Source organism: Streptomyces sp. NPDC094143 (assembly GCF_040303825.1).
GTDB lineage: Bacteria > Actinomycetota > Actinomycetes > Streptomycetales > Streptomycetaceae > Streptomyces.
In genome coordinates this window covers 219348-242524 of sequence record NZ_JBEOTZ010000007.1, presented here as the reverse complement: position 1 = coordinate 242524, position 23177 = coordinate 219348, and the positions used below count along the sequence as shown (strand labels likewise).

Below are 23177 nucleotides of genomic sequence, written 5' to 3'. Positions count from 1 at the left end.
CACCCCCTCACACCCCATTTGCAGTCGGCCGAATCGCGCCCCGATCACGCCTCGGTAAGCTGACTTCATGACAGGACAAGTGCGTACCGTCGACGGCCGCGTGGCCGGTCGGCGTGGGCAGGCGACCCGGCAGAAGCTGCTCGACTGCCTCAGCGAGATGCTCAGCTCCTCCCCGTACCGGGACGTCAAAGTCATCGATGTCGCCCGGAAGGCGGGCACTTCGCCCGCGACCTTCTACCAGTACTTCCCGGACGTCGAGGGCGCGGTCCTGGAGATCGCCGAGCAAATGGCGGCCGAGGGCGCGTTGTTGACCGAGCTCCTGGAGGGCCGTTCCTGGGCCGGCAAGGCCGGCTGGCAGACGGCGCAGGAACTCGTCGACGGCTTCCTGGAGTTCTGGCGGAGCAACGACGCGATCCTGCGCGTGGTGGATCTCGGCGCCGCCGAGGGCGACAAGCGGTTCTACAAGCTCCGCATGAAGATCCTCAACTCGGTGAACAACTCCCTCGCGGACGCCGTCGCCGAGCTCCAGGCCAAGGGCCGGGTCGACAAGGACGTGAACCCGGCGGCCGTCGCGGGCTCGTTGGTGGCGATGCTCGCGGCCGTCGCCTCGCACCAGAAGGGCTTCTCCTCCTGGGGTGTGAAGCAGGCCGAACTGAGGCCGAACCTGGCGCTGTTGGTGCACCTGGGCGTCACGGGGAGAAAGCCGACGAAGTAGCCGGTCGCGGGGGCCTCTCCCCTTTTCCCAAGTCCTGTCTGGCAGGCGGCGGTTCACCACGGTGGACGGCCGCCTGTCGTGTTTCCAGTTCGGGGAACACCCGCGCCCGGTACCGGCGTTGCTCCGAGAACCGACCGTTCTGCCGAAGGAGACCGTGGTGGCCCTGTCCCGCGAAGAACGTGAACAGTTCCTGGCCGAACCGCACATCGCGGCGCTCGCGGTCGACGCGGGAGCGGGCCGCGCCCCGCTCACCGTGCCGATCTGGTACCAGTACGAGCCCGGCGGCGACATCTGGGTCATGACCGGGCGCGACTCCCGGAAGAACGAGCTGATCAGCGCGGCGGGCCGGTTCTCCCTGATGGTGGACCGGGTCGAGCCCACGATCCGGTACGTGTCCGTGGAGGGGCCGGTGGTCGACACGGCTCCGGCGACCCTCGAACAGCTCCGGGAGATCTCGGCGCGCTACCTGCCGGCCGAGAAGGTCGACGGCTATGTGGACTTCGCCTCGAAGAACCACGGGGAGCAGCTGGTGCTGCGGATGCGGCCGGAGCGGTGGGTGTCCTCGGATCTCGGACAGGTGTGAGCCCCGGACCTTGAGGAGCGGTGACAATCGGGGCATGGCAACCGATCTTCACGAGCTGCTGAGGTCGCTGCGGGTGTGGGACCCGAGGACCACGGACCTGCGGCCCTTCGACCCGGGCACCGCACCCGAGGCGCCCCTTCCCCTGTTCGCCGAGTGGTTCGCGCAGGCGGTGGCGGCCGGGCAGCCCGAGCCGCACACCATGTCCCTGGCCACCGCGGACACCTCGGGCCTGCCCGACGTACGGATCGTGATGCTGCACGGCGCGGACGACGAGGGCTGGTCCTTCGCGTCCCACGCCGGCAGCCGCAAGGGCCGCCACCTCACCGGCCGCCCGTACGCCGCGCTCGCGTTCTACTGGCCCGTGCTGGGCCGCCAGGTCCGGGTCCGCGGCCCGGTGTCGGCCGCCCCGGCCGAGGAGGCGCAGGGCGACCTGCACGCCCGCTCGACCGGCGCCCTGGCCGCCGCCCTGACCGGCCGGCAGAGCGAGGTTCTCGGCTCGCTGGAGGAACTGGACCGGGCCTCGGCGACGGCGTGGGAACGGGCCGCGCGGGAGCCGGAGGCACCGGTGCCCTCCTGGACGCTGTACCGGCTGCGGGCCGAGGAGGCCGAGTTCTTCCAGGGCGACGAACGGCGACGGCACGTCCGGCTCCGCTACCGGCGCGCCGAGGAGGGGTGGACGCGGGAACTGCTGTGGCCGTGACCGGGCCCGGGCGCGTCCGGCCGCGGGCCTACGCCTGAGGTACCGGTCCTGGCCGGTCCCGGCCCGATCCGCCGGGGGCCGGGTACCGGTCGGCTTCACCGCGTGCGCATCGGACTGCTGGGCACCGGCAATGTGGCCCGCGCACTTTCTCCGGTGTCGACCCGGAGGCCGAGCGGACCGTGGCCGGGCTGCTCGGGGACCTCGGCCGGCCCGAGTCGTCCCTTCTGGACACGGGCGGGATCACCACCGCCCGCCCCACCGTGGTCTTTCCCCGTCAGGTCACCTGCCGTTGTCCTCGGCGAGGGTGTGGGCGACGAGCGCGTTGGCGTGGCCGTGGCCCAGGCCGTGTTCGGTCTTGAGCCAGCCGACGAGCTCCATGTGGCGGGTCAGCGGCGAGGAGCGGATGAGGGCCTACCAGTCGGCGATCGGCCGGCCGTACTTCTTCTCGATGGAGGGGAAGTAGCTCGCGGGGCCCTTCACGGGTGCGGTCATCTCGGGTGGTCCCTTCTCTGCGGTCACCCGTTACGACCGTCGGGGCGGGGCGAACCCATCGGCCAGGCCGTGTGATCCGGGTCGCTTGGAACTGCTCAGGGGTCGGCGGGGTCCGGATCCGTGGCCAGCCGGGCGTGGAGGTGGGCGTCCCGGAACGCGTCGTGGCGGCCCTCCTGGAAGACCGCCCCGCGCAGGGTGCCCTCGTACGCGAAACCGCACCGCCGCGCTATCCGGCACGAGACGTCGTGACCGACCGCGTGGTCCAGTTCGAGGCGGTGCAGACCGAGTCCCGCGAAGGCCCAGCCGGCGGCGAGCAGCAGGGCCCGGGTGGCGACGCCCCGGCCGCGGGCCTCGGGGAGCACCCAGTAGCCGACGCGTGCGATCTTCAGGTGGTACTTGATCTCGTTGACGCCGATGTGGCCGAGGGCCTCCCCGGTGTGCGCGTCCGCGACCCGGAAGGAGACGGAGGTGCCCTCCGTGGCGCTCTGCGCCCGAGCCAGCAGGGACTCGCGCGCGCTCGCCGGGTCCGTCACCAGCCGCAGCGGGGTGTTCCAGCGGCGGAACTCCGGGTCCCGCATCCCGCGCAGCCAGGTGTCGATGTCGGTTCCGGACCCGGCGTCCCAGGGGCGCAGGCTCAGGCCGTGGCCGTGGAGCTCCGCGTGGGGGCCGGTGAGGGACGGGTCGCGTAGGGGGGCCATGGGCCCCATTCAATCCCCTGACCCGCCGTACGTGACGGGGTCGGTGTGATCGAGAGGTATCGAGAGGTACGGCGCGCTCCACGGGCCGTGCGCGGGCACGCTCAGTTCGCCGTTCGCCCGGCGTCGCGGGCGGCGGCACGACCGGGAAGACGGGGATCCCCTCCCGGAACGGCACCTCCAGGGTCGCGCCGGGCGACAACTCCCGCCCGGAGCCGCCCCGACGAGATCTGACGGCAAGTCAGGTGCGCGGTCGCCACAAGGCCGGGAACCCGCACGCTCCGCCATCACCCGTCCGCCCCTTCACCCGCCTCGCACAGCCGTGATCAATCCGAAACCAATTCCGGTCTTGACCGAGACCCATCAAGCGGGTCCGGGATTACGCTCCCGCTCATGGCCGACTCCACACCCCCCACACACTCCGGCGCGCAGCCCCCACCCGACCGCCCCGTCTACGTCATCGGCGGCGGCCCCGGCGGACTCGCCGCCGCGTACGCGCTGCGGGCCCGGGGCGTACGGGCCGTCGTCCTGGAGAAGTCCGACCGGGTCGGAGCGTCCTGGCGCCGCCACTACGACCGGCTGCACCTGCACACCACCCGCCGGCTCTCCGCCCTGCCCGGGCTGCCGATGCCGCGCCGGTTCGGGCGGTGGGTGTCCCGGGACAACGTGGTGCGCTACCTGGAGAAGTACGCCGAGCACCACCGCCTGGAGATCGTCACGGGCGTCGAGGTGTCCCGCGTGGAGCGCCTCCCCGACGGCACGGGCTGGCTGCTGCACGCCACCGGCGGCCGGGAGCTGACCGGTGCCGCGGTGGTCGTCGCGACCGGCTTCAACCACACCCCGCGCGTGCCGGACTGGCCGGGCCGCGACTCCTACCCCGGCGAGTTCCTGCACGCCTCGCAGTACCGCAACGGCGAGCCGTACGCCGGCCGGGACGTGCTCGTCGTCGGGGTCGGCAACACCGGTGCCGAGATCGCCGTGGACCTCGTCGAGAGCGGCGCCTCGCGGGTCCGGCTGGCCGTGCGCACGGTCCCGCACATCCTGCGCCGGTCGACCGCCGGCTGGGCGGCCCAGTACAGCGGCATCCTGGTGCGCCGGCTGCCCGTCGGCCTGGTCGACCGGATGTCCCGGGTCCAGGCGAAGGTGACGATGCCCGACCTGTCGGCGCACGGGCTGCCCCGCCCGGACACCGGGCTGTACAGCAGGGTGCGGCAGGGGGCGATCCCGGTGCAGGACGTCGGGCTGATCGACGCCGTGCGCAAGGGCAGGGTGGAGATCGTCGCCGCCGTGGACGGCTTCGAGGACGGCGGCGGGATCGCCCTCGCCGACGGCACCCGGATCTCCCCGGACGTCGTGATCGCCGCCACGGGTTACGTCCGCGCCCTGGACGGCCTGGTCGGCCACCTCGGCGTGCTCGACGCCCGCGGCAGGCCCGTCGTCCACGGCGCCCGCACTCCGCGGGACGCCCCCGGCCTGTACTTCACCGGCTTCACCAACCCGATCAGCGGCAACCTGCGCGAGATGGCGATCGACGCGGTGCGGATCGCGAAGGCCGTCGCCCGGGACGGCTCGCGGAGGGTGTCCCGGCTGCCGGGGTGACGCGCCGGGTCTCGCCGACAGCGGACGGACGAAGAGGATCCACACGGCCGGGGCCGGTCCGGTGCAACGGAGCGAGGGCTGAGACCGGTTCAGGCCGCTGCCCCCACCGCCGTCCCCCGCCGCCGGATCACCAGCGCCATCAGCGCCGCCGCCGCGCACAGCGCTCCCGACGCGTACCAGACCACGTCGTACGACCCGAAGGCGTCGCGCGCCACGCCGCCGAGGAAGGCGACGAGGGCCGCGCCGACCTGGTGGGAGGCCAGGACCCAGCCGAAGACGATCGCGCTGTCCTCGCCGTACTGCTCACGGCACAGGGCGAGGGTCGGCGGGACGGTGGCGACCCAGTCGAGGCCGTAGAAGACGATGAAGAAGATCATCGGCGGGTGGACGCTCGGCGCCAGCAGCATCGGCAGGAACAGCAGCGACACACCCCGCAGCGCGTAGTACACGGCCAGCAGGCGGCGCGGCTCGAAGCGGTCGGTGAACCAGCCGGAGGCGATCGTGCCGACGACGTCGAAGACGCCGATGACCGCCAGGAGCGAGGCCGCGGCCGTGATGGGCATGCCGTGGTCGTGCGCGGCGGGCACGAAGTGGGTCTGGACCAGGCCGTTGGTGGAGGCACCGCAGATCGCGAACGTGCCGGCGAGCAGCCAGAACGGTCCGGTGCGCGCGGCCGAGAACAGGACCTTCAGGGTGCGCCGGGCGGCGCCGACGACAGGCGCGGGCTTCGGCACGAACTCGGCCGCGCCGTACGGCTTCTCTCCCACGTCGGCGGGATGGTCGTGCAGCAGGAGCCAGACGAACGGCACGACCGCGAGCGCGGCGAGGGCGACCGTCACCGCAGCCGGGCGCCAGTCGTACCTCTCCACGATCCAGGACAGCAGCGGCAGGAAGATCAGCTGCCCGGAGGCCGACGCGGCGGTGAGGATGCCGCTGACCAGGCCGCGCCGCTCGGTGAACCAGCGGTTGGTGACGGTCGCCGCGAAGGCCAGCGCCATGGAGCCGGAGCCGAGACCGACCAGCAGCCCCCAGCACAGCATCAGCTGCCAGGCCGCCGTCATCCACACGGTGAGCCCGGAGCCGGCCGCGATCACGGTCAGGGCGACCGCGACGACCCGGCGGATGCCGAAGCGGTCCATGAGCGCCGCCGCGAACGGGGCGGTCAGACCGTACAGCGCGAGGTTGACGGAGACCGCCGCGCCGATCGTGCCGCGCGACCAGCCGAAGTCCTGGTGCAGCGGGTCGATCAGCAGACCCGGAACGGAGCGGAAGGCGGCGGCGCCGATGATCGTCACGAAGGTGACGGCGGCGACGAACCAGGCACGGTGCACGCGCCGGCGACGGCTGGACTTCGGCGGCTGCTCGACGGCCGCGGCTTCGGTTGTCTGGGTCACGACATAGAGCTTCGGGCCAGGACCGATCTCCAGCGAGTGGCCCGAAGGACAGCATTCGCTAGGATCGGGCCAGTACCCTCGGCCATCGGACGGGACGAAGCGAGATGAGCGAAGAGACGAGCACATCCGGTCCCGCTGACGCGGGCTACCGTCCGCACCGCGTCGTCGTGCTCGCCCTCGACGGACTGCTCCCGTTCGAGCTGGGCATCCCGCACCGTATCTTCGGCCGCCCGAAGGACGACCGCGGGCGGCCCCTGTACGAGGTCCTGACCTGCTCGGTCCGGCCGCCGGGCCCGGTGGAGACGGACGCCGACTTCGCCATCCACGTCCCGCACGGCCCGGAGGTCCTCGCCACGGCCGACACGGTGATCGTCCCGGCGTCGTACGAGCTCGGCCCGGTCTACGAGGACGGCGTGCTGACCGACGAGCTCGCCGCCGCCCTCGCCCACCTCAGGCCCGGCACCCGGCTGGCCTCCATCTGCACCGGCGTCTACGTCCTCGCCGCCGCCGGCCTGCTCGACGGCCGCCCCGCGACCACCCACTGGGCCCAGGCCGAGCACCTGCAGCGGCTCTTCCCGCGAGTCCGGGTCGACCCGGACGTGCTGTTCGTCGACGACGGCGACGTGCTGACCTCGGCGGGCGTCGCGGCCGGCATCGACCTGTGCCTGCACATGGTGCGCCGCGACCACGGCACCGCCGTCGCCAACGACGTGGCCCGCCGTACGGTCGTGCCGCCGCACCGCGCGGGCGGGCAGGCGCAGTACATAGCGCGGCCGGTGCCGGACCCGCAGCAGGCGTCCACCACCACGGCCCGCACCTGGGCCCTGGGCCGTCTCCACGAGCCGATCCAGCTGCGCGACATGGCCGCCCAGGAGGCCATGTCGGTGCGCACCTTCACCCGCCGCTTCCGCGAGGAGACCGGTGTCAGTCCCGGCCAGTGGCTCACCCAGCAGCGGGTGGAGCGGGCCCGGCACCTGCTGGAGTCCACCGACCGCTCGGTCGACCAGGTGGCCCGGGAGGCGGGCTTCGGCACGGCCCAGTCGATGCGCCAGCACCTCCAGGCGGCGCTCGGCGTCACGCCCTCCGCCTACCGGCGGACCTTCCGGGCCGGGGCCGAGCACCCGGAGGCCCGCCTCAGAACGTGAGCCCCGCCCGGTCCACCCGCCCCGGCCGCGGGCGCCCCCGGCCGCGCGCACCTCTCGGAAAGTTGTCCACAGCCTGTGGAGAAACCGGCCGGTGTCCACCCCTGACGACTGATGGCGGCGCCGCGCTGCTCGCCCCGAGCACGACAGCGCGCGCCGCCACCCGACTCCGGCGCTCCCGCCCCGGCCTCCATGGCCCTGAAGGAAGCCGACGCCGAGTCACGACTCACACTCGCCGAGGACCGCCGTCGCGCGGCCCTCGCCGTCCCCTCACGGCGAATCGCTGCCCACAAGCGTGAACATCCGGTCACGGCGCGTCAACACCGATTCGGCGATCTGCCCCTTGTGCGGCTTTTGCCGCAGGCGCGCACGGAAGCACGTCCCGGCGCACCGCCGCGTCTCCGCACGGAAGCGGCCGACCCCTCATGCCCCCGCGCCTCGGGCCCGCCGCAGCAACCGCGCGGCATGTGCCGCCATGCACCGCGGGGAGGGCGCGCGCCCCCTACACCGCCTCGTACGCCGCGAGCCCTTCGAGGGCCGTGCCGCCGGCGTCGCCGTACACCACCGCGCCACCCCCGCACGACGCCGTGATGTCACGGGAGGCGGCGCAACGGTCCAGTTCACACCAGATGCGCTTGCCAGTGGCCTCGACGCTCCAGCCCCAGCGGTCGGCGAGGCCGTCCACGAGGGCGAGGCCCCGGCCGCCGGTCGCCTCGTCGCCCGCGCACCGCGGCACGGGGGCCCGGCCGCTGCGGTCGGCGACCTCCAGGCGGACCGTCGCCTCCTCCGTCACCGCCGGTGGCAGGCAGAGCCGCAGCACGGCGGGGCGGCCGGTGTGCACCACGGCGTTGGTGACGAGCTCGGAGACCAGCAGGATCAGCGTCTCGGCGAGCGGTTCATCGGCCTGTATACCCGACCCGGCCAGGCGCGAGCGGGCCCACCGCCGGGCCCGCCCCACCTCTGCGGGGTCGGGCCGGATCTCCAGCTGCACTTGAAGCACCTGCACCGCTCACACCATCCGAACCGGCGGACACTTAGGCTCGCGCCTCACGAGGGCCACGATCGTAGCCATTCTCTGCATGGCCAGAACAACGGCCGGGTCAGGGATCACGGACCGTGAATCCCTTGTGGGACAGCATGGTTGACGTACAGTCACGCCAACAAGCGCTTCGGGCATATTCCAGCGCGAAGGAGTACCCGTGCGGCATACTGTGCGACGCTCCCCCGGGGCAGTCGAACAGGCGGCGCCACTGGGTCGCACTGCGCTCAGAGCCACTCGCATCTCACACAAGGTACCGGAGCGTGCCGTCGACTCCGGGCCGTGACGAGTCACATCGAGGACACAAGCCGGTATCAACGCTCCGTGATCACGGCGTGCCACGATCCGCGACAATTCCCCTGGGCCCGTACGGCGATACCCCAGCCAGACGGCCTGTCGGCCCGCTTCGGCCGGCCGATCCACCGCCGCCATCTCCTCACTCTCCGTGACGCCGCTGCCACGTCGGGTTCGAACCCATGCCCGTTTCGGAAGGCGGATGGACCTCGGACTCCCAGGTGAAGCCCGTGCCGCCGCGCACCCGGAGACAGTCGCGGGCGCCGCGCTCGGCGGCCTCGTCGGCGAGCAGCCAGGGCGGCGGCGATGTCGACCGGGTCGCCGGTGACGGCCGCCGCGTACCCCGCCGCGCGGGCCGTCTCCGCGCGGACCGGCATCCCGGCGCACAGGTGTGCCACGGCCCGGAAGTCGCCGACGGGCCGTCCGAACTGCTCGCGCGCCCGGGCGTGTTGCGACGCCGGCTCGCAGACGCGGCCTGCCGTGCCGAGTTGGCCGGCGGCCGTGAGGAGGACGGCGCGCGGCGGAGGAGGGGAAGCAGAGGCCGGCCTCGACGTGGTTGAGGTCCATGTCCGCCAGCCGGGCCTCGGGGCCCCGGCAGCCGCGCCGCATCTCCTCGCGGGTGATCCCCTCCAGGGTCACCTCGTCCCGGTCGGAGCCGACGGCGGCGATGTCGCGCTTGTACGGGGACTTCAGGTCCTCGTGGATCCACCGGTCGGTGGGCGGCCTCCGAGTCCATGGTGATGCGGTACTTGCCGCCGACGTGGGCGAGTTCACCGCTGGTGCCGGACGTCCGGTAGATCCAGCGGACCGCGGTGCCGTCGGCGGGCGGCGGGGGCGGCACGGACGGATCGCCGCCGGGCAGTTCCCCCGAGGGCGTGCTGTGCACGGACCGTTCGGCTGCTCGCGGGCGGCTCCGGGCTGCACGACGCGGACCGCGGGGAGCTGGTGTGTGCGCGGTGGCGGAACAGCCGCCCGGGGCCGGGCCCTTGACGCTCGACGCCGTGACCGCGTTCCTGCGCGCCGAGGGCCCGGCGGTGCACAAGCTGCCTGAGCGGCTGGAGCCGGTGGACGCCCTTCCGCGGGGCGAGACCCTGCGGAAGGTGCTGAAGTACAAGCCGCGCGAGCGCTACTCGGGCACGGTGAAGTAGCGGGCGAACGCGGGCACGACATCGGCCTCGCCGACCTTGCCGTCGCCGTCCGCGTCGAGCGTGGCGGCGGCAGGCGCGGCCATCTCCTCGGGGACGCCCAGGCACTTCAGGACGCGCCCGGCCTCCTCGACCGCCACGGCGCCGTCGTCGTCGGTGTCGGCGACGTCCAGGGCCGCGTGCAGGAAGGGACGGGCGATCTCGGCGAACCGGTCGGGGTTGTCGCTCAGGCGCTTGACCGCGCCGTTGACGAACTCCTCGCGCGTGATGCGCTGGTCGCCGTCGCGGTCCGCCATGCCGGCCATGCCCTGCCAGAACGCCTCGGCGCCGCCGAACAGCGCCTGCCCCTTGTCGGAGCGGGCCGCGACGGCGAACTCCGTGAGCAGCGCCTTGGCCGCCCCGTAGAAGTCCTCGCGGTCGATGTAGCCGTTGCCGTCCTGGTCGAAGGTGGCGAACCGGTCGGCGATCCTGCGCTCGTACTCGCTGCTGACCATGTCTGTTTCGGGCCGCCTTACGTCGGGTGGGGTGCGTCTGGGTCGGAGCGTACGACGGGGGGAGCGGTTCGGGCGCGGGAAAACGTCACTTGTGCCAAGACCGGGGGAATTCCGGGACGACACCGTGCCGGAACGGCGACACCCGTCCTGCCGTTGCGTGAGAGGGACGTCACGCGGGGGTGGCCAGGGGATCAGGCGGAGAGGGGTTCGCCCTCGTCGCCCAGGGCCGCGTCCAGATCGCCGTACACGTCGAACAGGCGGCGCACACCCAGTGCGCCGAGGACCCGGTTGACGTGGGAACCGTCCGCGGCGCCCCGGGCGGGCAGCACCAGGCGCAGCCGGCCCTGGCAGGAGCGGATCAGCCGGCGGACGGCGATGAGCACGCCGACGCCGCTGGAATCGCAGAAGAACACCTCGGACAGGTCCAGGACGAGACAGTGGTGCCCCTCGGCCACCACGTCGTGCACCCGCTGACGCAGCACCGGCGACGTCACCAGGTCCAGTTCGCCCGACACGTGGAGCACGGCCCATTCGCCCTGCTCGCCGCCGGTCACATTGAAGGTCACCACCACGCCCCTCGCTCACCAAAACGGAAGCAGTCCCTACGCTTCCTTGCAGCGCGGCTGCCCAGCGGCCGTTCCCTGAAACGCGGCCCGGAAAACGGCTCCCTCGCAAAAGAGGCTTGTTTTGGTCGACTTCGATCCGCTTCGATCCTAATCAGTCATGTCTGATCGGAGGGCGGATGGGTAGGCGCGACTCCAAAGGCATCCCGCGCGAGCGCCGGAGCCCCCTACCACCTGCGGGCCTTCGGGGGGCGCACATTGCCACAAAGGGGCGTGCGCTACCTGACGTGCCGACTACATTCGAGGAGACGTGAGGCACGAGGCTGGGCAGAGCACGGGCGCGGAACACGAGCAGGGGGTGAGGGGGCCGCATGGCGAAGAGGGACGTACCGCCGCGCTGGGACCGCAAGATGCAGCAGCGGCTCGCCCGCGGGGAAGCCGCCGCCCTCGGCGAGTTCTACGACCGGTTCGCCTCCCTCGTGCACGGTCTCGCCCACCGCGTCCTCGGCGACGAGAGCGCGGCCGACGGCATCACCCGCGAGGTCTTCGTCCACGTCTGGGAGCACCCCGACTCCTACGACCCCAAGGACGGTCCGCTGCGGACCTGGGTCGCCGCGCTGACCCACCGGCTCGCGGTGCAGCGGCTGCGCGCCACCGAGACCGCCGCCCTCGCCCGGGACGGCTCCGGCACCGCGGAGGAGCTGGAGCACCGGGTGCGCAGCGCCGCGGTCGCCGCCCGCGCCGACTACATCGTCCAGTCCATGCCGGTCCCGCTGCGCTCGGCCCTGGAGCGGGCCTACTTCCAGCGCCGCGACTACCGCCAGGCCGCCGCCGACCTCGGCATCACCGAGGACGAGGCCCGCCGCCGCCTGCGCCTGGGCCTGCAACTGCTGTCCACCGCCCACGAGACCGAGGCCCCGGGCGCCCCGTCAGGATTCGGGGGTGCGGTGTGAACGGGCCGGACCCTTTCGAGGCGTACGACGACCACGAGGGCGCGGGCGGCGGTCGCGCGGAGCAGGACGACACCTGGAGAGAGAACGGCAGTCGGGATGAAGCCAGTGCAGGCGGACCCGGCGGATCCGGCGGACCCGGGTACGGCGACGCGCCGCACGCCGGTGGCGGGCCGCCGCGGATACCCCCGCCCCGGACCTCCGCCGAGGACGGCGGGCCGCCCCTGCCCGCGCCACCACCACCGGAACGGCCGGTGTTCGAGCATCCCGTACTGAAGTCCCTGCTCGGCGCCTGGGCGCTGGCCGCCTGCTCGGCCGAGGAGGCCACGGCCGTCGAGGAGCACCTCGGATCGTGCGGCGGGTGCGCCGACGAGGCCCGGCGGCTGCGCGAGGCGGTCGGGCTGCTGCAGCGCCCGGAGAGCCTCGACCTCGACCCGGGCCTGCGCACCCGCGTCCTGCAGACGTGCCTGGAGCGGCGCCCGCCCCGCATCCCGGTGCCGGAGTGGGCCGCCGCGTACGACGCCGAGACCGCCCGCCTGGACGCCCTGCTGCAGGACTTCGGCGACGCCGAGTGGCACGCCCCGGTACGGCTGCGCTGGTTCCGCGCCGACGAGGCGACGACCCGCCGGACCACCGTCGCCGGGGTGATCGCGCACCTGCTCAGCGTCGACGGGCTGGTGGCGGTCGCGCTCGGCCTGGACGACCCGCTGGGCGAGGTCCCCGCCACGCGGCCGACCCCGGCGGAGCGCACCGAGGCGTACTGGCGCGCCTCCCACTTCCCGCCCACCCGCTCCGTACGCGCCCCCTGGCGGGAGCAGAGCCACAGCCTGGTCCGCACGGTGTCCTTCACGGGCGGCGGCGCGGGGCGGACGGCGATCCCCTACGGCGACTTCGACCTGCCCCTGCACGACGCGATGCTCGACCGGGCCTTCGAGTGCTGGGTGCACGCCGAGGACATCGCGGACGCGGTCGACTACCCCTACGATCCGCCCGCGCCACGCCATCTGCACCGCATGATCGACCTGGCGGCCCGCATGCTCCCGGCGGTCCTGGCCCACCGCAGGCGGACCGGTCTCGCGGCTCCCGCCCACCACCGCCACCTGGTCGCGGCCGGCGAACCGGGCCGCAGCCTGCGCCTGGAGATCGAGGGCTCGGGCGGCGGCGAGTGGCTGATCCCCCTGGACTCCCCCGCCGCCAAGGGCTCCGCCGAGCACGAGGTGGCCCACGTGGCCCTGGACGGTGTCGAGTTCTGCCGCCTCGCGGCGGGCCACGTCCCCCCGCAGGAGGCCGCGGCCGGCCAGGTCGGGGACCGGGAGGCGATCAGGGACGTCCTCTTCGCGGCGGCGTCACTGAGCAGGATGTAGAACGCGCCCACAGGGGCGTGGGGAACTGCGCTCCTAGGCGAAAACGACGGTCCGCCGCCCGTTCAGCAGGATCCTCCGCTCGGCGTGCCACTTCACGGCCCGCGCCAGCGCCTGGCACTCCACGTCCCGCCCGATCGCCACCAGCTGGTCCGGCGTGACGTCGTGCCCGACCCGCTCGACCTCCTGCTCGATGATCGGCCCCTCGTCCAGGTCGGCCGTCACATAGTGAGCCGTGGCCCCGATCAGCTTCACACCCCGGGCGTGCGCCTGGTGGTACGGCTTGGCGCCCTTGAAGCTCGGCAGGAAGGAGTGGTGGATGTTGATGATCCGCCCGCTGAGCTGCTTGCACAGGTCGTCGGAGAGGACCTGCATGTAGCGGGCGAGCACGACCAGCTCCACGCCCTCCTCGCGCACGAGCTCCAGCAGCCGCGCCTCGGCCTCGGGCTTGGTGTCCTTGGTCACCGGGATGTGGTGGAAGGGCACGTTGTACGAGCCCACCAGCTCGGCGAAGTCCGTGTGGTTGGACACCACGGCCGCGATCTCCACCGGCAGCGCCCCGATCCGCGCCCGGAACAGCAGGTCGTTCAGGCAGTGCCCGAACCTGCTGACCATCAGCAGGATGCGCATCTTCTCGTCGCCCCGGTTGATCTGCCAGTCCATCTGGAAGGAGTCACCGATCGCGGCGAAGCTGGCCCGCAGCTTCTCCACCGTCACCGGGGCGTCCGCCGAGAAGTGGACCCGCATGAAGAACAGTCCCGTGTCGTGGTCGCCGAACTGCTGGCTGTCCTCGATGTTGCAGCCGGTCATGAACAGATAGCTCGACACGGCGTGCACGATGCCCTTCCTGTCCGGGCAGGAGAGGGTGAGGACGTACTGGTCGGCCGGAACCGCGGCGCTGGTGGACTGCTCGTTCATGCAGGACAGGTTCCCACAAGGGGCGACGGCGCCGGCAATCGTCCCGCTAGGCGGACCTCGTCATGATCCGCAGCACCTCCAGGCTGCGCGGCGGGGTGTCCGGCTCCTCGCCGTCGCTCGTGGCGAGGAGTACGTGCGCCTCCCGGGCGGCCCGGACCGCCTCCGGCCACGCCTCGTGCTCCAGGTACGCGGCGACCGGCGCGTCCGGTCCCACCTGGTGCATGATCCGCAGCACCCGCAGCACGGCGGTGTCGACGAGGGCCGCCTCCTGCGCGTCGCGGAAGATCGTGCCGACGTACTTCTCGGCGGACCAGTGGTCCAGCCAGGTGTCCTCGACCAGCCGGTACACCGCGTCGGTCACGTCGCCGTAGCCGTCCACGCCGGCCAGCCAGACGTCCCGCTGGAAGACGGGATCGGAGAGCATGTGCAGCGCCGAGCGCACGTTGCTGCGCCAGCGCCACCACGGCATGTCGTTGACAGGCATGCCGCCCATGGTGGATGAGCGACGGCCACGTCGGGAAGAGTTCTCCGAAGCTTGCACGGTCATCGATCGTACGTTCCCCTCCACATCGGACACACGGACCCCCGTAATTCACCTGCACATCACCGATCGTTGACCGCTGGTCACTCATGGGTTAGCCATGTGACGGAATCGTGCGGAACCATGACCGGCAGGCGACGCACCCGCAGCACATCCCTTTCCGGCCTCCTCACCCGTCACGCCAGAAAAGGCGTCCTCTCCGCGGGCACGGCGGTCGCCTGCGCGTCACTCCTCGCCGGCTGCGGGGTCGTGCCCGGTACCGCGGGGGGTGCCGGGGACGATCCCATCACCGTCATGACGTGGGCGCCCGAGAAGACCAGGGCCACCAACAAGCCCGGCATGCCGGCCTTCGCCCGCGCCTACGCCCGCTGGGTGAACGCCAACGGCGGGATCAACGGCCGCGAGCTCAAGGTGCTGACCTGCAACGACCACAACGACAGCGTGGCCGCCGCCAAGTGCGCCCGGCAGGCCGCCAAGGAGAACGTGGTCGCGGTCGTCGGATCCTACAGCCAGTACGCCGACTCCTTCTTCCCCTCCCTGGAGGGCGCGGGCATCCCCTACATAGGCGGCTACGGCATCACGAACGCCGAGTTCACCAGCCCCCTGTCCTACCCGGTCAACGGCGGCCAGCCCGCGCTGCTCGCCGGTCTGGGCCGCGCGCTCGCCGACTGCGGGCCGGTCGCCCTGATCCGGCCCGACACGATCGCGGGCGACCAGCTGCCGCCGCTGCTCGACTCGGGCCTGAAGTCGGGCGGGCACGAGCCCGCGCGGGACCAGCGGGCGCCGGAGGACGCCACCGAGTACGACGGCCAGGCCGAGCGGGCGCTGCGCTCGACGACCACCGACCCGCAGGACGAGGGCTGTGTGGTGCCCGCGCTCGGGGACCGCAACGGCACCTTCATGGACTCCTTCCGCCGGGCCCGGGAGGACTATCCCGACGTACGGACGGCCGCCGTGCTCGGCAGCGTCGACCAGACGGTGATCGACGCGACCGGCGGGGCTTCGGGCCCGTACGAGGGGTCGTACATCACCGGCTGGTACCCCGTGGCGAGCGATCCGCGCTGGGACGGGATGAAGCGGGTGATCAGGGAGGAGGCCTTCGGCGACAACCGCATCGACCCCGCGGACGCCGGTGTGCAGACCACCTGGATCGCCTACACCGTGTTCCACCGGGTCGTCGAGTCGCTCGGCGGCGGCGAGGTGAGCGCCGACACGGTCGCGGAGGCCCTCGACGACGGCCTGGAGGTCGACACGGGCGGGCTCACGCCGACCCTGCAGTGGCGGTTCCAGGACGAGCTGGCCTCCGTCGGCTTCCCGCGGCTGGTCAACGCGAACGTGACCCTGCAGGTGGTGCGCGAGGGGCGGCTGGTGTCGGCGCGCAAGGGCTTCGTCGACACGACCAGGACCCTGCAGGACGCCGACGTGACCTACTAGGCGCGGGCCCGGCGGTGCACGCCTGGCCCGCTCGCCCCGGCGTCCGTCACAGCTGCGTCGGCTGGCGTTCGGTCAGGCCGTACGTCTTGGCGATGCTGTTCCACAGCGTGGCCGCCTTGGCCTTCTCGGCGCTCGCGACGCCGCTGGCCCGGTTGCCGGCCTGGGTCTGGCCGGTGACGCGGGCCTGGCCCTTCTTGCAGCCCTTCTTGCCGGCGGTCTGGTCGGCCCAGGCCGCGTAGTGGTTGTCGGCGGAGGCGGAGGCCCGCCACGCCTTGGTGAGGGCGGTGGTGAGCTCGGCGTGGCCGGGCAGCCGGTCGACCTCGATGCCGCCGAGCCGGGTGACCAGCTGGGTGCGCTGCCTGGCCGCGTCGCGCAGGTCCTTGGCGGCCTGGGCGAGGTTGTCGCAGCCCTTGACGTCGGCCACCGCGCTGATCACCGCGCTGCGGCTGTCGCCGCTGTCGGCGAGCAGCTTGTCCAGCTCGACGGCCTGGGCGCGGGCGGGGTCGGCGGAGGGGGAGGCGGAGCCGTCCGTCGCGGGCGCGGAGGCGGCCACGGTCTTGTTGTCGTCGCCGCCGTCGTCACCGCCGCCCCCGCCGGCGAGCAGCGCGCCGGCGCCGACGCCGAGGACGGCGATGCCGATGCCGACGGCGGCGATGACGGGGACGCGTGAGCCGGTCCGGCCGCCGCGCGAGCGGCCCGCGGCGGGAGCGGCGCGGGAGGACTGGGGCCGGTGCTGCTCGACACGGGGCAGCTGCTGGGTGGCCCCGGCGGGGGCCTCGGCGGCCTGGTCGGCGCGGAAGAGGTGGCCGAACTCGGCGGGCGGCTGCTGGTCCGTGCCCCCGGGCACCGGCGCGATGTACTGCGTGGCCTCGGCGTCCGGGTTGGAGGCGGGCGGCAGCGGCCCGGCTCCCGACCCGGCGCGCGGCCCGGTCCCCAGGAACCGTGTCGCCTCGGGGTCCTCCCCGGCGGACGACTCGGGCGGCAGCGCCCCCGGTCCGACCGGGGGTATGTACTGCGTGGCCCCCTCGTCGGCGGCCGGGGGCACGGGCGGCAGGTACTGCGTGGCCGCGGCGGACCCGTCCGCGGCGACGGGCGGCAGGTACTGGGTCGCCCCCTCGTCGGGGGCGGTGTGCCGCGGGGCGCCCCCGGGACCGTGTCCCGGCGCCCCGGCGGGAGATCCGTACGCGCCGGAGGACTGCGGCAGGCCGCCCGAGGGCGTCCCGTAGGCGTCCGCGGCGGGCGGCAGGGGGGCTCCGGCGCCGTACGCGCCGGCGGCCGGCGGCAGGCCGCCTCCGGCCGGGGGCCCGTATCCGTCGGTGCCCTGCGGCCCGCCCGCGTGCCCGCCGGTCCCATCCGGCGGCAGCGGGGCGCCTCCGTAGGCACCCGCCTGCGGCCGGGCCGGGTCGTACGGGGCGTGGTGCGGCGGCCGGGCGTCCTCCTGCGGGAGCGCTCCCGGGTCCTGCGGACCGGGCGCGGAGTGCCCGCCGTCCCAGGACTGCTGCTCCGGCGCGTGCCACTGCTGCTGCGGCGGGGACTGCCAGGCCTGGCCCGGCTGCGGGGGCGTCTGCTGCTCGGGGCCCCAGGGCCGGCCCCAGGTCTGGCCCTCGGCCGGGGCCTGTCCCGTCGGAGCGGGGGCGGGCCGGCGCGCGGCGGCGTCGCCGGGTCCGCCCGTCATGCCCGGCAGCAGGGGTTCGCCACCGTCCGAGGGCAGCACGATGCCTTCGCGCGCGGGGCGCGCCGAGGGCTCCTCGCCCTGTCCACTCTGCGTCACCGGGACTCCTACTAATGGGGGACCTTGTGAATCGTCGGGTCACGCTACCGGGTCCCCTGAGCCCCGTGCCACGCAGCACAGGGCGTGACCGCCTGCCCTGTGAGCGCGGTAACAGAACCGGGTCACGGCACGCCTTTCGCGCCACCTCCCGTCCGTCAGGCGGCCGTTACCCGGATGTTCACGCTTGCGCGGGGCCTGTGTTCACGCCGCCGCCTGCAGGTCGAGCCGCGCGCCGAACTCCCTCACCACCGCCTCGTCCCGGTACGGCTCCAGCCGCTGCTGGAAGTCCTCCAGGTACTCGGCGCCCCGGTTGGTCCGCAGGCCCTCCAGCAGTTCGACGGCCTTCATGCCGGTGCTGCACGCCTCCTCGATCTCGCGCTGCTGCACCTGCGCTGTGGCGAGCAGCACATATCCGATGGCCCGGCGGCGCGCCCGCGTCTCGGGGTGCCCGGCGAGCGACTCCTGCGCGCACCGCGCCGCCGCCTCGGCCTGCCCGAGGTCCCGGTGACAGTGGGCCAACTCGTCGGCCAGGTACGCCTCGTCGAAGTGCGCGATCCACACCGGGTCGTCCCCCGTGGCCGGGTCGGCCGCCTCCAGGGCGCTCACCGCGCGCCCGGCCGCGACCTGGGCGGCGCGCACGTCGCCCAGCAGGGCGTGCCCGCGCGCCTCCGCCGCGTGGAACATGGACTCCGCGCGCGGCGTGACGCGCCCCCGCGCCCCCTCCTGCGCCGCCCGTGCCAACTGCGCGATCTCGCGCGGGTTCCCGAGCTGCGCGGCGAGGTGGCTCATGGAGGCCGCGAGGACGTAGCCGCCGTAGCCGCGGTCCCCGGCCGCCTGGGCCAGCCGCAGGGCCTGGATGTAGTAGCGCTGGGCCAGCCCCGGCTGTCCGGTGTCGACGGCCATGTACCCGGCGAGCTCCGTCAGCCGCGCCACCGCGGCGAACAGGTCCCGCCCCACCGCCTCCCGGTACGACCCCGCCAGCAGCCCCGAGACCACGCTGTTGAGGTAGTGCACGACCACCGGGCGCACGTGCCCGCTGCCGTACTGGTGGTCCAGGTCCACCAGCGCCTGCGTCATGGCCCGGACGGCCTCCACGTCGGACTGCCCGACCCGCGGCCCCGCCGAGCGCGACACCTGCGGGTCCGGCGCGGAGATCAGCCAGTCGCGGCTGGGCTCGACCAGCGCGGACGCGGCGACGGAGGAGCCGGACAGGAAGTCCCGCCGCCCCACGTCGCTGCGCCACAGCTCGCAGACCTGCTCGATGGCCCCCAGTACCGTCGGCGAGAACTGGAGCCCCACCCCCGAGGCGAGGTTCTTGCCGTTGGCCATGCCGATCTCGTCGATCGTGACCGTACGGCCGAGTTTGCGGCCCAGCGCCTCGGCGATGATCGCCGGTGCCCGGCCCCGCGGTTGCTGCCCGCGCAGCCAGCGCGCCACGGACGTCTTGTCGTAGCGCAGGTCGAGTCCGTGCTCGGCCCCGCACATGTTGACCCGGCGGGCGAGGCCGGCGTTGGAACAGCCGGCCTCCTGGATGAGCGCCTGGAGCCGTTCGTTCGGCTGCCGGGCGACGAGCGGCCTTGCGGCCATGGCGTACCCCCTGTGGCTGCGGTGCCTGCCCACGCACCGAGTTGACGTGTCTTCCGCGGCCGGGATCCCTCGCGTCCCGGCGATGAGATCCGGCCGTGAAGATCAATGCCCCGCCGACCAGCCGAAAATGCGAGGCATGTGAGGATTGCCGGGGTTACGGCTGGTGCCGGCCCCACTCGTGGCTACCCACCTCCGGCCATGGATCCTCCTGCGCGCCCCCGCACATGCACCCATGCGCCCCGACCCCGGACGGGATGCTCCTCCCCGCGCACGCGGGCGGGCGTAACCCCTGGTGACGCCCAGAGTTGTGTTCATCGTGGAAGAGACGATCGCCGGCACCGAAGCCGCTCAGATCCCGAAGCAGCGCGGGGAATCGCTGCTGGAGACCGCCGTCCGCTACGCCGAGGAACGGCACTGGGACGTGTTCCCGGGCACCTGGCTGGAGGCCGCCGACGGAAGTCAGCGCTGCTCGTGCGGTGACGCCGCGTGTCCGGCGCCCGGCTCGCACCCGGCGCGTCCCGACTGGGCGACGCAGGCGACGGGCAGCGCGACCGTCGCACGGCGGATGTGGCAGAAGCAGCCGACGGCGTCGATCCTGCTGCCGACGGGCCGGACGTTCGACGCGATCTCCGTGCCGGAGACGGCCGGGTTCCTGGCGCTGGCGCGGATGGAGCGGATGGAGCTGACGCTGGGGCCGGTGACGCTCACGCCGGATCGGCGGATGGAGTTCTTCGTGCTGCCGGGGGCCTGCGCGAAGGTGCCCGATCTGGTGCGAAAACTCGGGTGGTCGGTGTCGTCGCTGGATCTGACGGTGCTGGGTGAGGGGGCGTACGTGGCCGCGCCGCCCACGCGGTTCGGGTCGCGGGGGGCCGTGCAGTGGGCCTGCCGGCCGACGCCCGCGAATCGGTGGCTGCCGGATGCGGAGGAGTTGATCTCGCCGTTGGCCTATGCGTGCGGGCGGGATCGGTAGCGCCTGATCGTCTGCGTGGTTGCTCCGCGTCGGCGGCTGCGGCTTCGTCGTGGTTGATCGCGCAGTTCCCCGCGCCCCTGAAGAACGCCACCGTAGGGTGCAGGGTGACGGAGGGAGGCGCGGTGGGATCCAGCGCTGTACGTGTGCAGGGGCTCTGGAAGCGGTTCGGGCAGCAGGTCGCTGTCGCCGGGATCGATCTGGAGCTGCCCGCGGGCAAGTTCATCGGGCTCGTCGGACCGAACGGGGCGGGGAAGACCACCACGCTGTCCATGGTGACCGGGCTGCTCCGGCCCGACCACGGGACCGTCGAGATCGCCGGGCACGACGTGTGGCGTGATCCCGTCGAGGTGAAGGCCCGGATCGGGGTGCTGCCGGAAGGACTGCGGCTGTTCGAGAGGCTGTCGGGGCGGGAACTGCTGGCGTATTCGGGCCGGTTGCGCGGGCTGCCCGGCGCCGAGGTCGACAAGCGGGCCACCCAGCTCCTCGACGTCCTCGACCTGGCCGGCGCCCAGCACAAGCTCGTCGTCGACTACTCGACCGGCATGCGCAAGAAGATCGGCCTCGCCGCCGCTCTCCTCCACAATCCCGAAGTGCTCTTCCTGGACGAGCCCTTCGAGGGTGTCGACCCCGTCTCCGCCCAGACCATCCGGGGCGTCCTGGAGCGGTACACCGCCTCGGGCGCCACCGTGGTGTTCTCCTCCCACGTCATGGAGCTCGTCGAGTCGCTGTGCGACTGGGTCGCGGTGATGGCCGCCGGGCGGATCCGGGCCACCGGCACCCTCGCCGAGGTGCGCGGTGACGCGCCGTCGCTGCAGCGGGCCTTCCTCGAACTCGTCGGCGCCCAGGGCCGGGACGCCGGGTCCGACCTCGACTGGCTGGGCGGCGGGGCCCGGTGAGCGCCGACGCGATCACCCCCGTCTTCGTCCGGCTGAAGCTGTCGCTGCTGCGCAACGGGCTGCGGCAGTCCGGCGGGCGGAAGGCCGCCTACATCACTTCGGCCGTCGTCGCCCTGCTGTTCGCCGCGCTGCAGCTGATCGGCCTGATCGCGCTGCGCGGGCACGCGCACGCCGACTCGGTGGTCGTGCTGGCGGTGGCGGTGCTGGCGCTCGGCTGGGCCGTGATGCCGCTGTTCTTCCCGAGCGGCGACGAGACCCTCGATCCGACCCGGCTGGTGATGCTGCCGCTGCGGCCCCGGCCGCTGGTGCGGGCGCTGCTGACGGCCTCGCTGGTGGGGATCGGACCGCTGTTCACGCTGTGCCTGCTGGCCGGTTCCGTGATCGCGGTGGCCCGGGGCGGGGCCGCGTTCGTGGTGGGCGTGCTCGCCGTCGTGCTGGCGCTGCTGGTGTGCGTGGCCCTCGCCCGGGCCGTGGCCGCCGCCAACGTGCGGCTGCTGACCAGCCGCAAGGGCCGCGACCTCGCGGTGCTGAGCGGGCTTGTCATCGCCGTCGGGGCACAGATCGTCAACTTTGGCGCGCAGCGGATCGGGGCGTCCGGGCTCGGTGAGCTGGCCCCGGCGGGGGACGTGCTGCAGTGGGTGCCGCCCGCGTCGGCGATCGGGGCGGTACACGCGGTCGGTGAGGGCGCGTACGGGCGCGCGATCGCGCAACTGGCGCTCAGCGCGGGAGCGCTGGCGGTGCTGCTCGCGGTGTGGTCGCGGCATCTGACCCGGCTGATGACCTCACCGGACGGCTCGACGCTGCCGGCGGCGGACACGGCCGCCCGCGAGCGGTCGTCGACCGGGCTCACCAGGCTGCTGCCGGCCGGCCGCACGGGCACGGTGATGGAGCGCAGCCTGCGGTACGTGTGGCGCGACCCGAAGACCAAGGCGGCCTGGGTGACCTCGCTGGCGATCGGGCTGATCGTGCCGGTCTTCAACGCCTGGCAGGGCACCGGGTCCGTGTACTTCGCGTGCTTCGCGGCCGGGATGCTCGGCATCCAGATGTACAACCAGTTCGGGCAGGACTCCTCGGCGTTCTGGATGGTCGCGATGACGATCTCCACCACCCGCGACGCCCACGCCGAGCTGCGCGCCCGGGCCTACGCCCTGCTGCTGATCACCCTGCCCTACGCCGCGCTCGTCACCGTCCTCACGACGGCCATGCTCGGCGACTGGCCGCGGCTGCCCGAGGCGCTGGGGCTGTCCTTCGCGCTGCTCGGCGCGATGCTCGCGACCGGGGCGTGGACCTCCGCCCGCTTCCCCTACTCCATCCCGCAGGAGGGCTACAAGAACGTCGCCCCCGGGCAGACCGGGCTCGCCTGGATCTCCATCTTCGGCGGGATGATCGGGGCCGCCCTGCTGTGCGCGCCCGTCATCGCGCTCACGATCTGGCTGAACGTGAGCGCGGACGGCGCGGACCTCGCCTGGCTGCTGCTGCCCGTGGGCACGCTGTACGGGGCGGTGCTCACGGCGGTGGGGCTACGGCTGGCGGCTCCCCGGACGGCCCGGCGGCTGCCGGAAATCCTCCAGGCGGTCAGCAAGGGGTGACCGGGGCGGGGCGCGTACGGAGCGTCCGGTGGCCGGGTCCGTGAGCGTGGCCGGGCGCGGCGGAGCGCCCGACGACCGGTCGTCGCCCAGACCGGCCGCGGCGGAGCGCCCGAGGGCTGGGTCCGTGACCGGGGCCGGGGCGCGTGCGGAGCACCCGAGGGCCGGGTCCGTGACCGGGGCCGGGGCGCGGCGGAGCACCCGAGGGCCGGGTCCGTGACCGGGGCCGGGGCGCGTGCGGAGCACCCGAGGGCCGGGTCCGTGACCGGGGCCGGGGCGCGGCGGAGCACCCGAGGGCCGGGTCCGTG

20 protein-coding genes and 4 pseudogenes are annotated in these 23177 nt (G+C 73.5%); 12 read left to right on the top strand and 12 right to left on the bottom strand.

Going from position 1 to position 23177, the window contains the following annotated elements; genetic code table 11:
• Nucleotides 1-79: 79 nt before the first annotated feature.
• The 3 genes from ABTZ58_RS12635 (at nucleotide 80) to ABTZ58_RS12625 (ending at nucleotide 1998) form a co-directional block, all read left to right on the top strand.
• On the top strand, nucleotides 80-715 hold the full coding sequence (locus tag ABTZ58_RS12635; RefSeq protein ID WP_351354419.1) for a TetR family transcriptional regulator: 636 nt from the start codon (nucleotides 80-82) through the stop codon (nucleotides 713-715).
• A gap of 157 nt (nucleotides 716-872) precedes the next feature.
• Nucleotides 873-1298, top strand: coding sequence for a pyridoxamine 5'-phosphate oxidase family protein (locus ABTZ58_RS12630; RefSeq protein ID WP_351354312.1), 426 nt, complete (start codon nucleotides 873-875; stop codon nucleotides 1296-1298).
• Between the two features lie 34 nt (nucleotides 1299-1332).
• On the top strand, nucleotides 1333-1998 hold the full coding sequence (locus ABTZ58_RS12625) for a pyridoxine/pyridoxamine 5'-phosphate oxidase (RefSeq protein WP_351354309.1): 666 nt from the start codon (nucleotides 1333-1335) through the stop codon (nucleotides 1996-1998).
• Nucleotides 1999-2277: 279 nt separating this feature from the next.
• Here ABTZ58_RS12625 and ABTZ58_RS12615 read toward each other — a convergent pair.
• Nucleotides 2278-2490: pseudogene (locus ABTZ58_RS12615) on the bottom strand (DUF4287 domain-containing protein).
• Nucleotides 2491-2585: 95 nt separating this feature from the next.
• Nucleotides 2586-3188 (bottom strand): GNAT family N-acetyltransferase, encoded by a 603-nt coding sequence (locus ABTZ58_RS12610; RefSeq protein WP_351354306.1) that lies wholly within the window; start codon nucleotides 3186-3188, stop codon nucleotides 2586-2588.
• A gap of 390 nt (nucleotides 3189-3578) precedes the next feature.
• On the opposite strand from ABTZ58_RS12610, the gene ABTZ58_RS12605 reads away from it, so the two are divergent.
• Nucleotides 3579-4784 carry a flavin-containing monooxygenase gene (locus ABTZ58_RS12605; protein WP_351354303.1) on the top strand — a complete coding sequence of 402 codons (1206 nt, stop codon included), beginning with the start codon at nucleotides 3579-3581 and terminating at the stop codon, nucleotides 4782-4784.
• A gap of 89 nt (nucleotides 4785-4873) precedes the next feature.
• On the opposite strand, the gene ABTZ58_RS12600 is transcribed toward ABTZ58_RS12605, so the two are convergent.
• Nucleotides 4874-6178 carry an MFS transporter gene (locus ABTZ58_RS12600; protein ID WP_351354300.1) on the bottom strand — a complete coding sequence of 435 codons (1305 nt, stop codon included), beginning with the start codon at nucleotides 6176-6178 and terminating at the stop codon, nucleotides 4874-4876.
• Between the two features lie 104 nt (nucleotides 6179-6282).
• On the opposite strand from ABTZ58_RS12600, the gene ABTZ58_RS12595 reads away from it, so the two are divergent.
• Nucleotides 6283-7323, top strand: a complete 1041-nt coding sequence (locus ABTZ58_RS12595) for a GlxA family transcriptional regulator (RefSeq protein ID WP_351354297.1) — start codon at nucleotides 6283-6285, stop codon at nucleotides 7321-7323.
• Nucleotides 7324-7822: 499 nt separating this feature from the next.
• Here the strand turns inward: ABTZ58_RS12595 and ABTZ58_RS12590 are convergent, their stop codons facing one another.
• The 3 genes and pseudogenes from ABTZ58_RS12590 to ABTZ58_RS12580 all read right to left on the bottom strand — a co-directional run.
• The gene (locus ABTZ58_RS12590) at nucleotides 7823-8311 is read right to left on the bottom strand and encodes an ATP-binding protein (RefSeq protein ID WP_351354416.1); all 489 of its coding nucleotides are present in this window, start codon (nucleotides 8309-8311) and stop codon (nucleotides 7823-7825) included.
• Nucleotides 8312-8776: 465 nt separating this feature from the next.
• Nucleotides 8777-9180: pseudogene (locus ABTZ58_RS12585) on the bottom strand (acyl-CoA dehydrogenase family protein); the annotation flags it as partial.
• Nucleotides 9179-9539 (bottom strand): annotated as a pseudogene (locus tag ABTZ58_RS12580) (amidohydrolase family protein); the annotation flags it as partial. The pseudogenes ABTZ58_RS12580 and ABTZ58_RS12585, both read right to left, overlap by 2 nt.
• Nucleotides 9540-9568: 29 nt before the next feature.
• Here ABTZ58_RS12580 and ABTZ58_RS12575 point away from each other — a divergent pair.
• Nucleotides 9569-9801 (top strand): annotated as a pseudogene (locus ABTZ58_RS12575) (cyclohexanecarboxylate-CoA ligase); the annotation flags it as partial.
• Here the strand turns inward: ABTZ58_RS12575 and ABTZ58_RS12570 are convergent.
• Both ABTZ58_RS12570 and ABTZ58_RS12565 read right to left on the bottom strand, forming a co-directional pair.
• Nucleotides 9780-10292, bottom strand: coding sequence for an EF-hand domain-containing protein (locus ABTZ58_RS12570; RefSeq protein WP_351354294.1), 513 nt, complete (start codon nucleotides 10290-10292; stop codon nucleotides 9780-9782). The pseudogene ABTZ58_RS12575 and the gene ABTZ58_RS12570 overlap by 22 nt on opposite strands.
• 191 nt (nucleotides 10293-10483) lie before the next feature.
• Nucleotides 10484-10864: an STAS domain-containing protein gene (locus ABTZ58_RS12565; RefSeq protein WP_351354291.1), complete on the bottom strand. Its 381-nt coding sequence runs from the start codon at nucleotides 10862-10864 to the stop codon at nucleotides 10484-10486.
• A gap of 362 nt (nucleotides 10865-11226) precedes the next feature.
• Between ABTZ58_RS12565 and ABTZ58_RS12560 the strand changes: the two genes are divergently transcribed.
• Nucleotides 11227-11808, top strand: a complete 582-nt coding sequence (locus ABTZ58_RS12560) for a sigma-70 family RNA polymerase sigma factor (protein WP_351354288.1) — start codon at nucleotides 11227-11229, stop codon at nucleotides 11806-11808.
• Nucleotides 11805-13169, top strand: a complete 1365-nt coding sequence (locus tag ABTZ58_RS12555) for a maleylpyruvate isomerase N-terminal domain-containing protein (protein ID WP_351354285.1) — start codon at nucleotides 11805-11807, stop codon at nucleotides 13167-13169. The genes ABTZ58_RS12560 and ABTZ58_RS12555 overlap by 4 nt, the downstream gene beginning before the upstream one ends.
• 33 nt (nucleotides 13170-13202) lie before the next feature.
• Here the strand turns inward: ABTZ58_RS12555 and purU are convergent, their stop codons facing one another.
• Both purU and ABTZ58_RS12545 read right to left on the bottom strand, forming a co-directional pair.
• Nucleotides 13203-14084, bottom strand: a complete 882-nt coding sequence (gene purU, locus ABTZ58_RS12550) for a formyltetrahydrofolate deformylase (protein ID WP_351354282.1) — start codon at nucleotides 14082-14084, stop codon at nucleotides 13203-13205.
• A gap of 46 nt (nucleotides 14085-14130) precedes the next feature.
• Nucleotides 14131-14631 carry an SCO4402 family protein gene (locus ABTZ58_RS12545; protein ID WP_351354279.1) on the bottom strand — a complete coding sequence of 167 codons (501 nt, stop codon included), beginning with the start codon at nucleotides 14629-14631 and terminating at the stop codon, nucleotides 14131-14133.
• Nucleotides 14632-14748: 117 nt separating this feature from the next.
• Here ABTZ58_RS12545 and ABTZ58_RS12540 point away from each other — a divergent pair, with 117 nt between their 5' ends.
• Nucleotides 14749-16059, top strand: coding sequence for an ABC transporter substrate-binding protein (locus ABTZ58_RS12540; protein WP_351354276.1), 1311 nt, complete (start codon nucleotides 14749-14751; stop codon nucleotides 16057-16059).
• Between the two features lie 46 nt (nucleotides 16060-16105).
• On the opposite strand, the gene ABTZ58_RS12535 is transcribed toward ABTZ58_RS12540, so the two are convergent.
• Both ABTZ58_RS12535 and ABTZ58_RS12530 read right to left on the bottom strand, forming a co-directional pair.
• Entirely contained in the window at nucleotides 16106-17830 is a 1725-nt protein-coding gene (locus tag ABTZ58_RS12535; RefSeq protein ID WP_351354273.1) for a hypothetical protein, read from the bottom strand.
• Nucleotides 17831-18031: 201 nt separating this feature from the next.
• Nucleotides 18032-19417, bottom strand: a complete 1386-nt coding sequence (locus ABTZ58_RS12530) for an NsdA family TPR-like regulatory protein (RefSeq protein WP_351354270.1) — start codon at nucleotides 19415-19417, stop codon at nucleotides 18032-18034.
• Nucleotides 19418-19724: 307 nt separating this feature from the next.
• Between ABTZ58_RS12530 and ABTZ58_RS12525 the strand changes: the two genes are divergently transcribed.
• The 3 genes from ABTZ58_RS12525 (at nucleotide 19725) to ABTZ58_RS12515 (ending at nucleotide 22872) form a co-directional block, all read left to right on the top strand.
• The gene (locus ABTZ58_RS12525) at nucleotides 19725-20387 is read left to right on the top strand and encodes a bifunctional DNA primase/polymerase (RefSeq protein ID WP_351354267.1); all 663 of its coding nucleotides are present in this window, start codon (nucleotides 19725-19727) and stop codon (nucleotides 20385-20387) included.
• A gap of 104 nt (nucleotides 20388-20491) precedes the next feature.
• Nucleotides 20492-21283: an ABC transporter ATP-binding protein gene (locus ABTZ58_RS12520; protein ID WP_351354264.1), complete on the top strand. Its 792-nt coding sequence runs from the start codon at nucleotides 20492-20494 to the stop codon at nucleotides 21281-21283.
• On the top strand, nucleotides 21280-22872 hold the full coding sequence (locus ABTZ58_RS12515; RefSeq protein WP_351354261.1) for a transporter: 1593 nt from the start codon (nucleotides 21280-21282) through the stop codon (nucleotides 22870-22872). The genes ABTZ58_RS12520 and ABTZ58_RS12515 overlap by 4 nt, the downstream gene beginning before the upstream one ends.
• Nucleotides 22873-23177 lie beyond the last annotated feature (305 nt).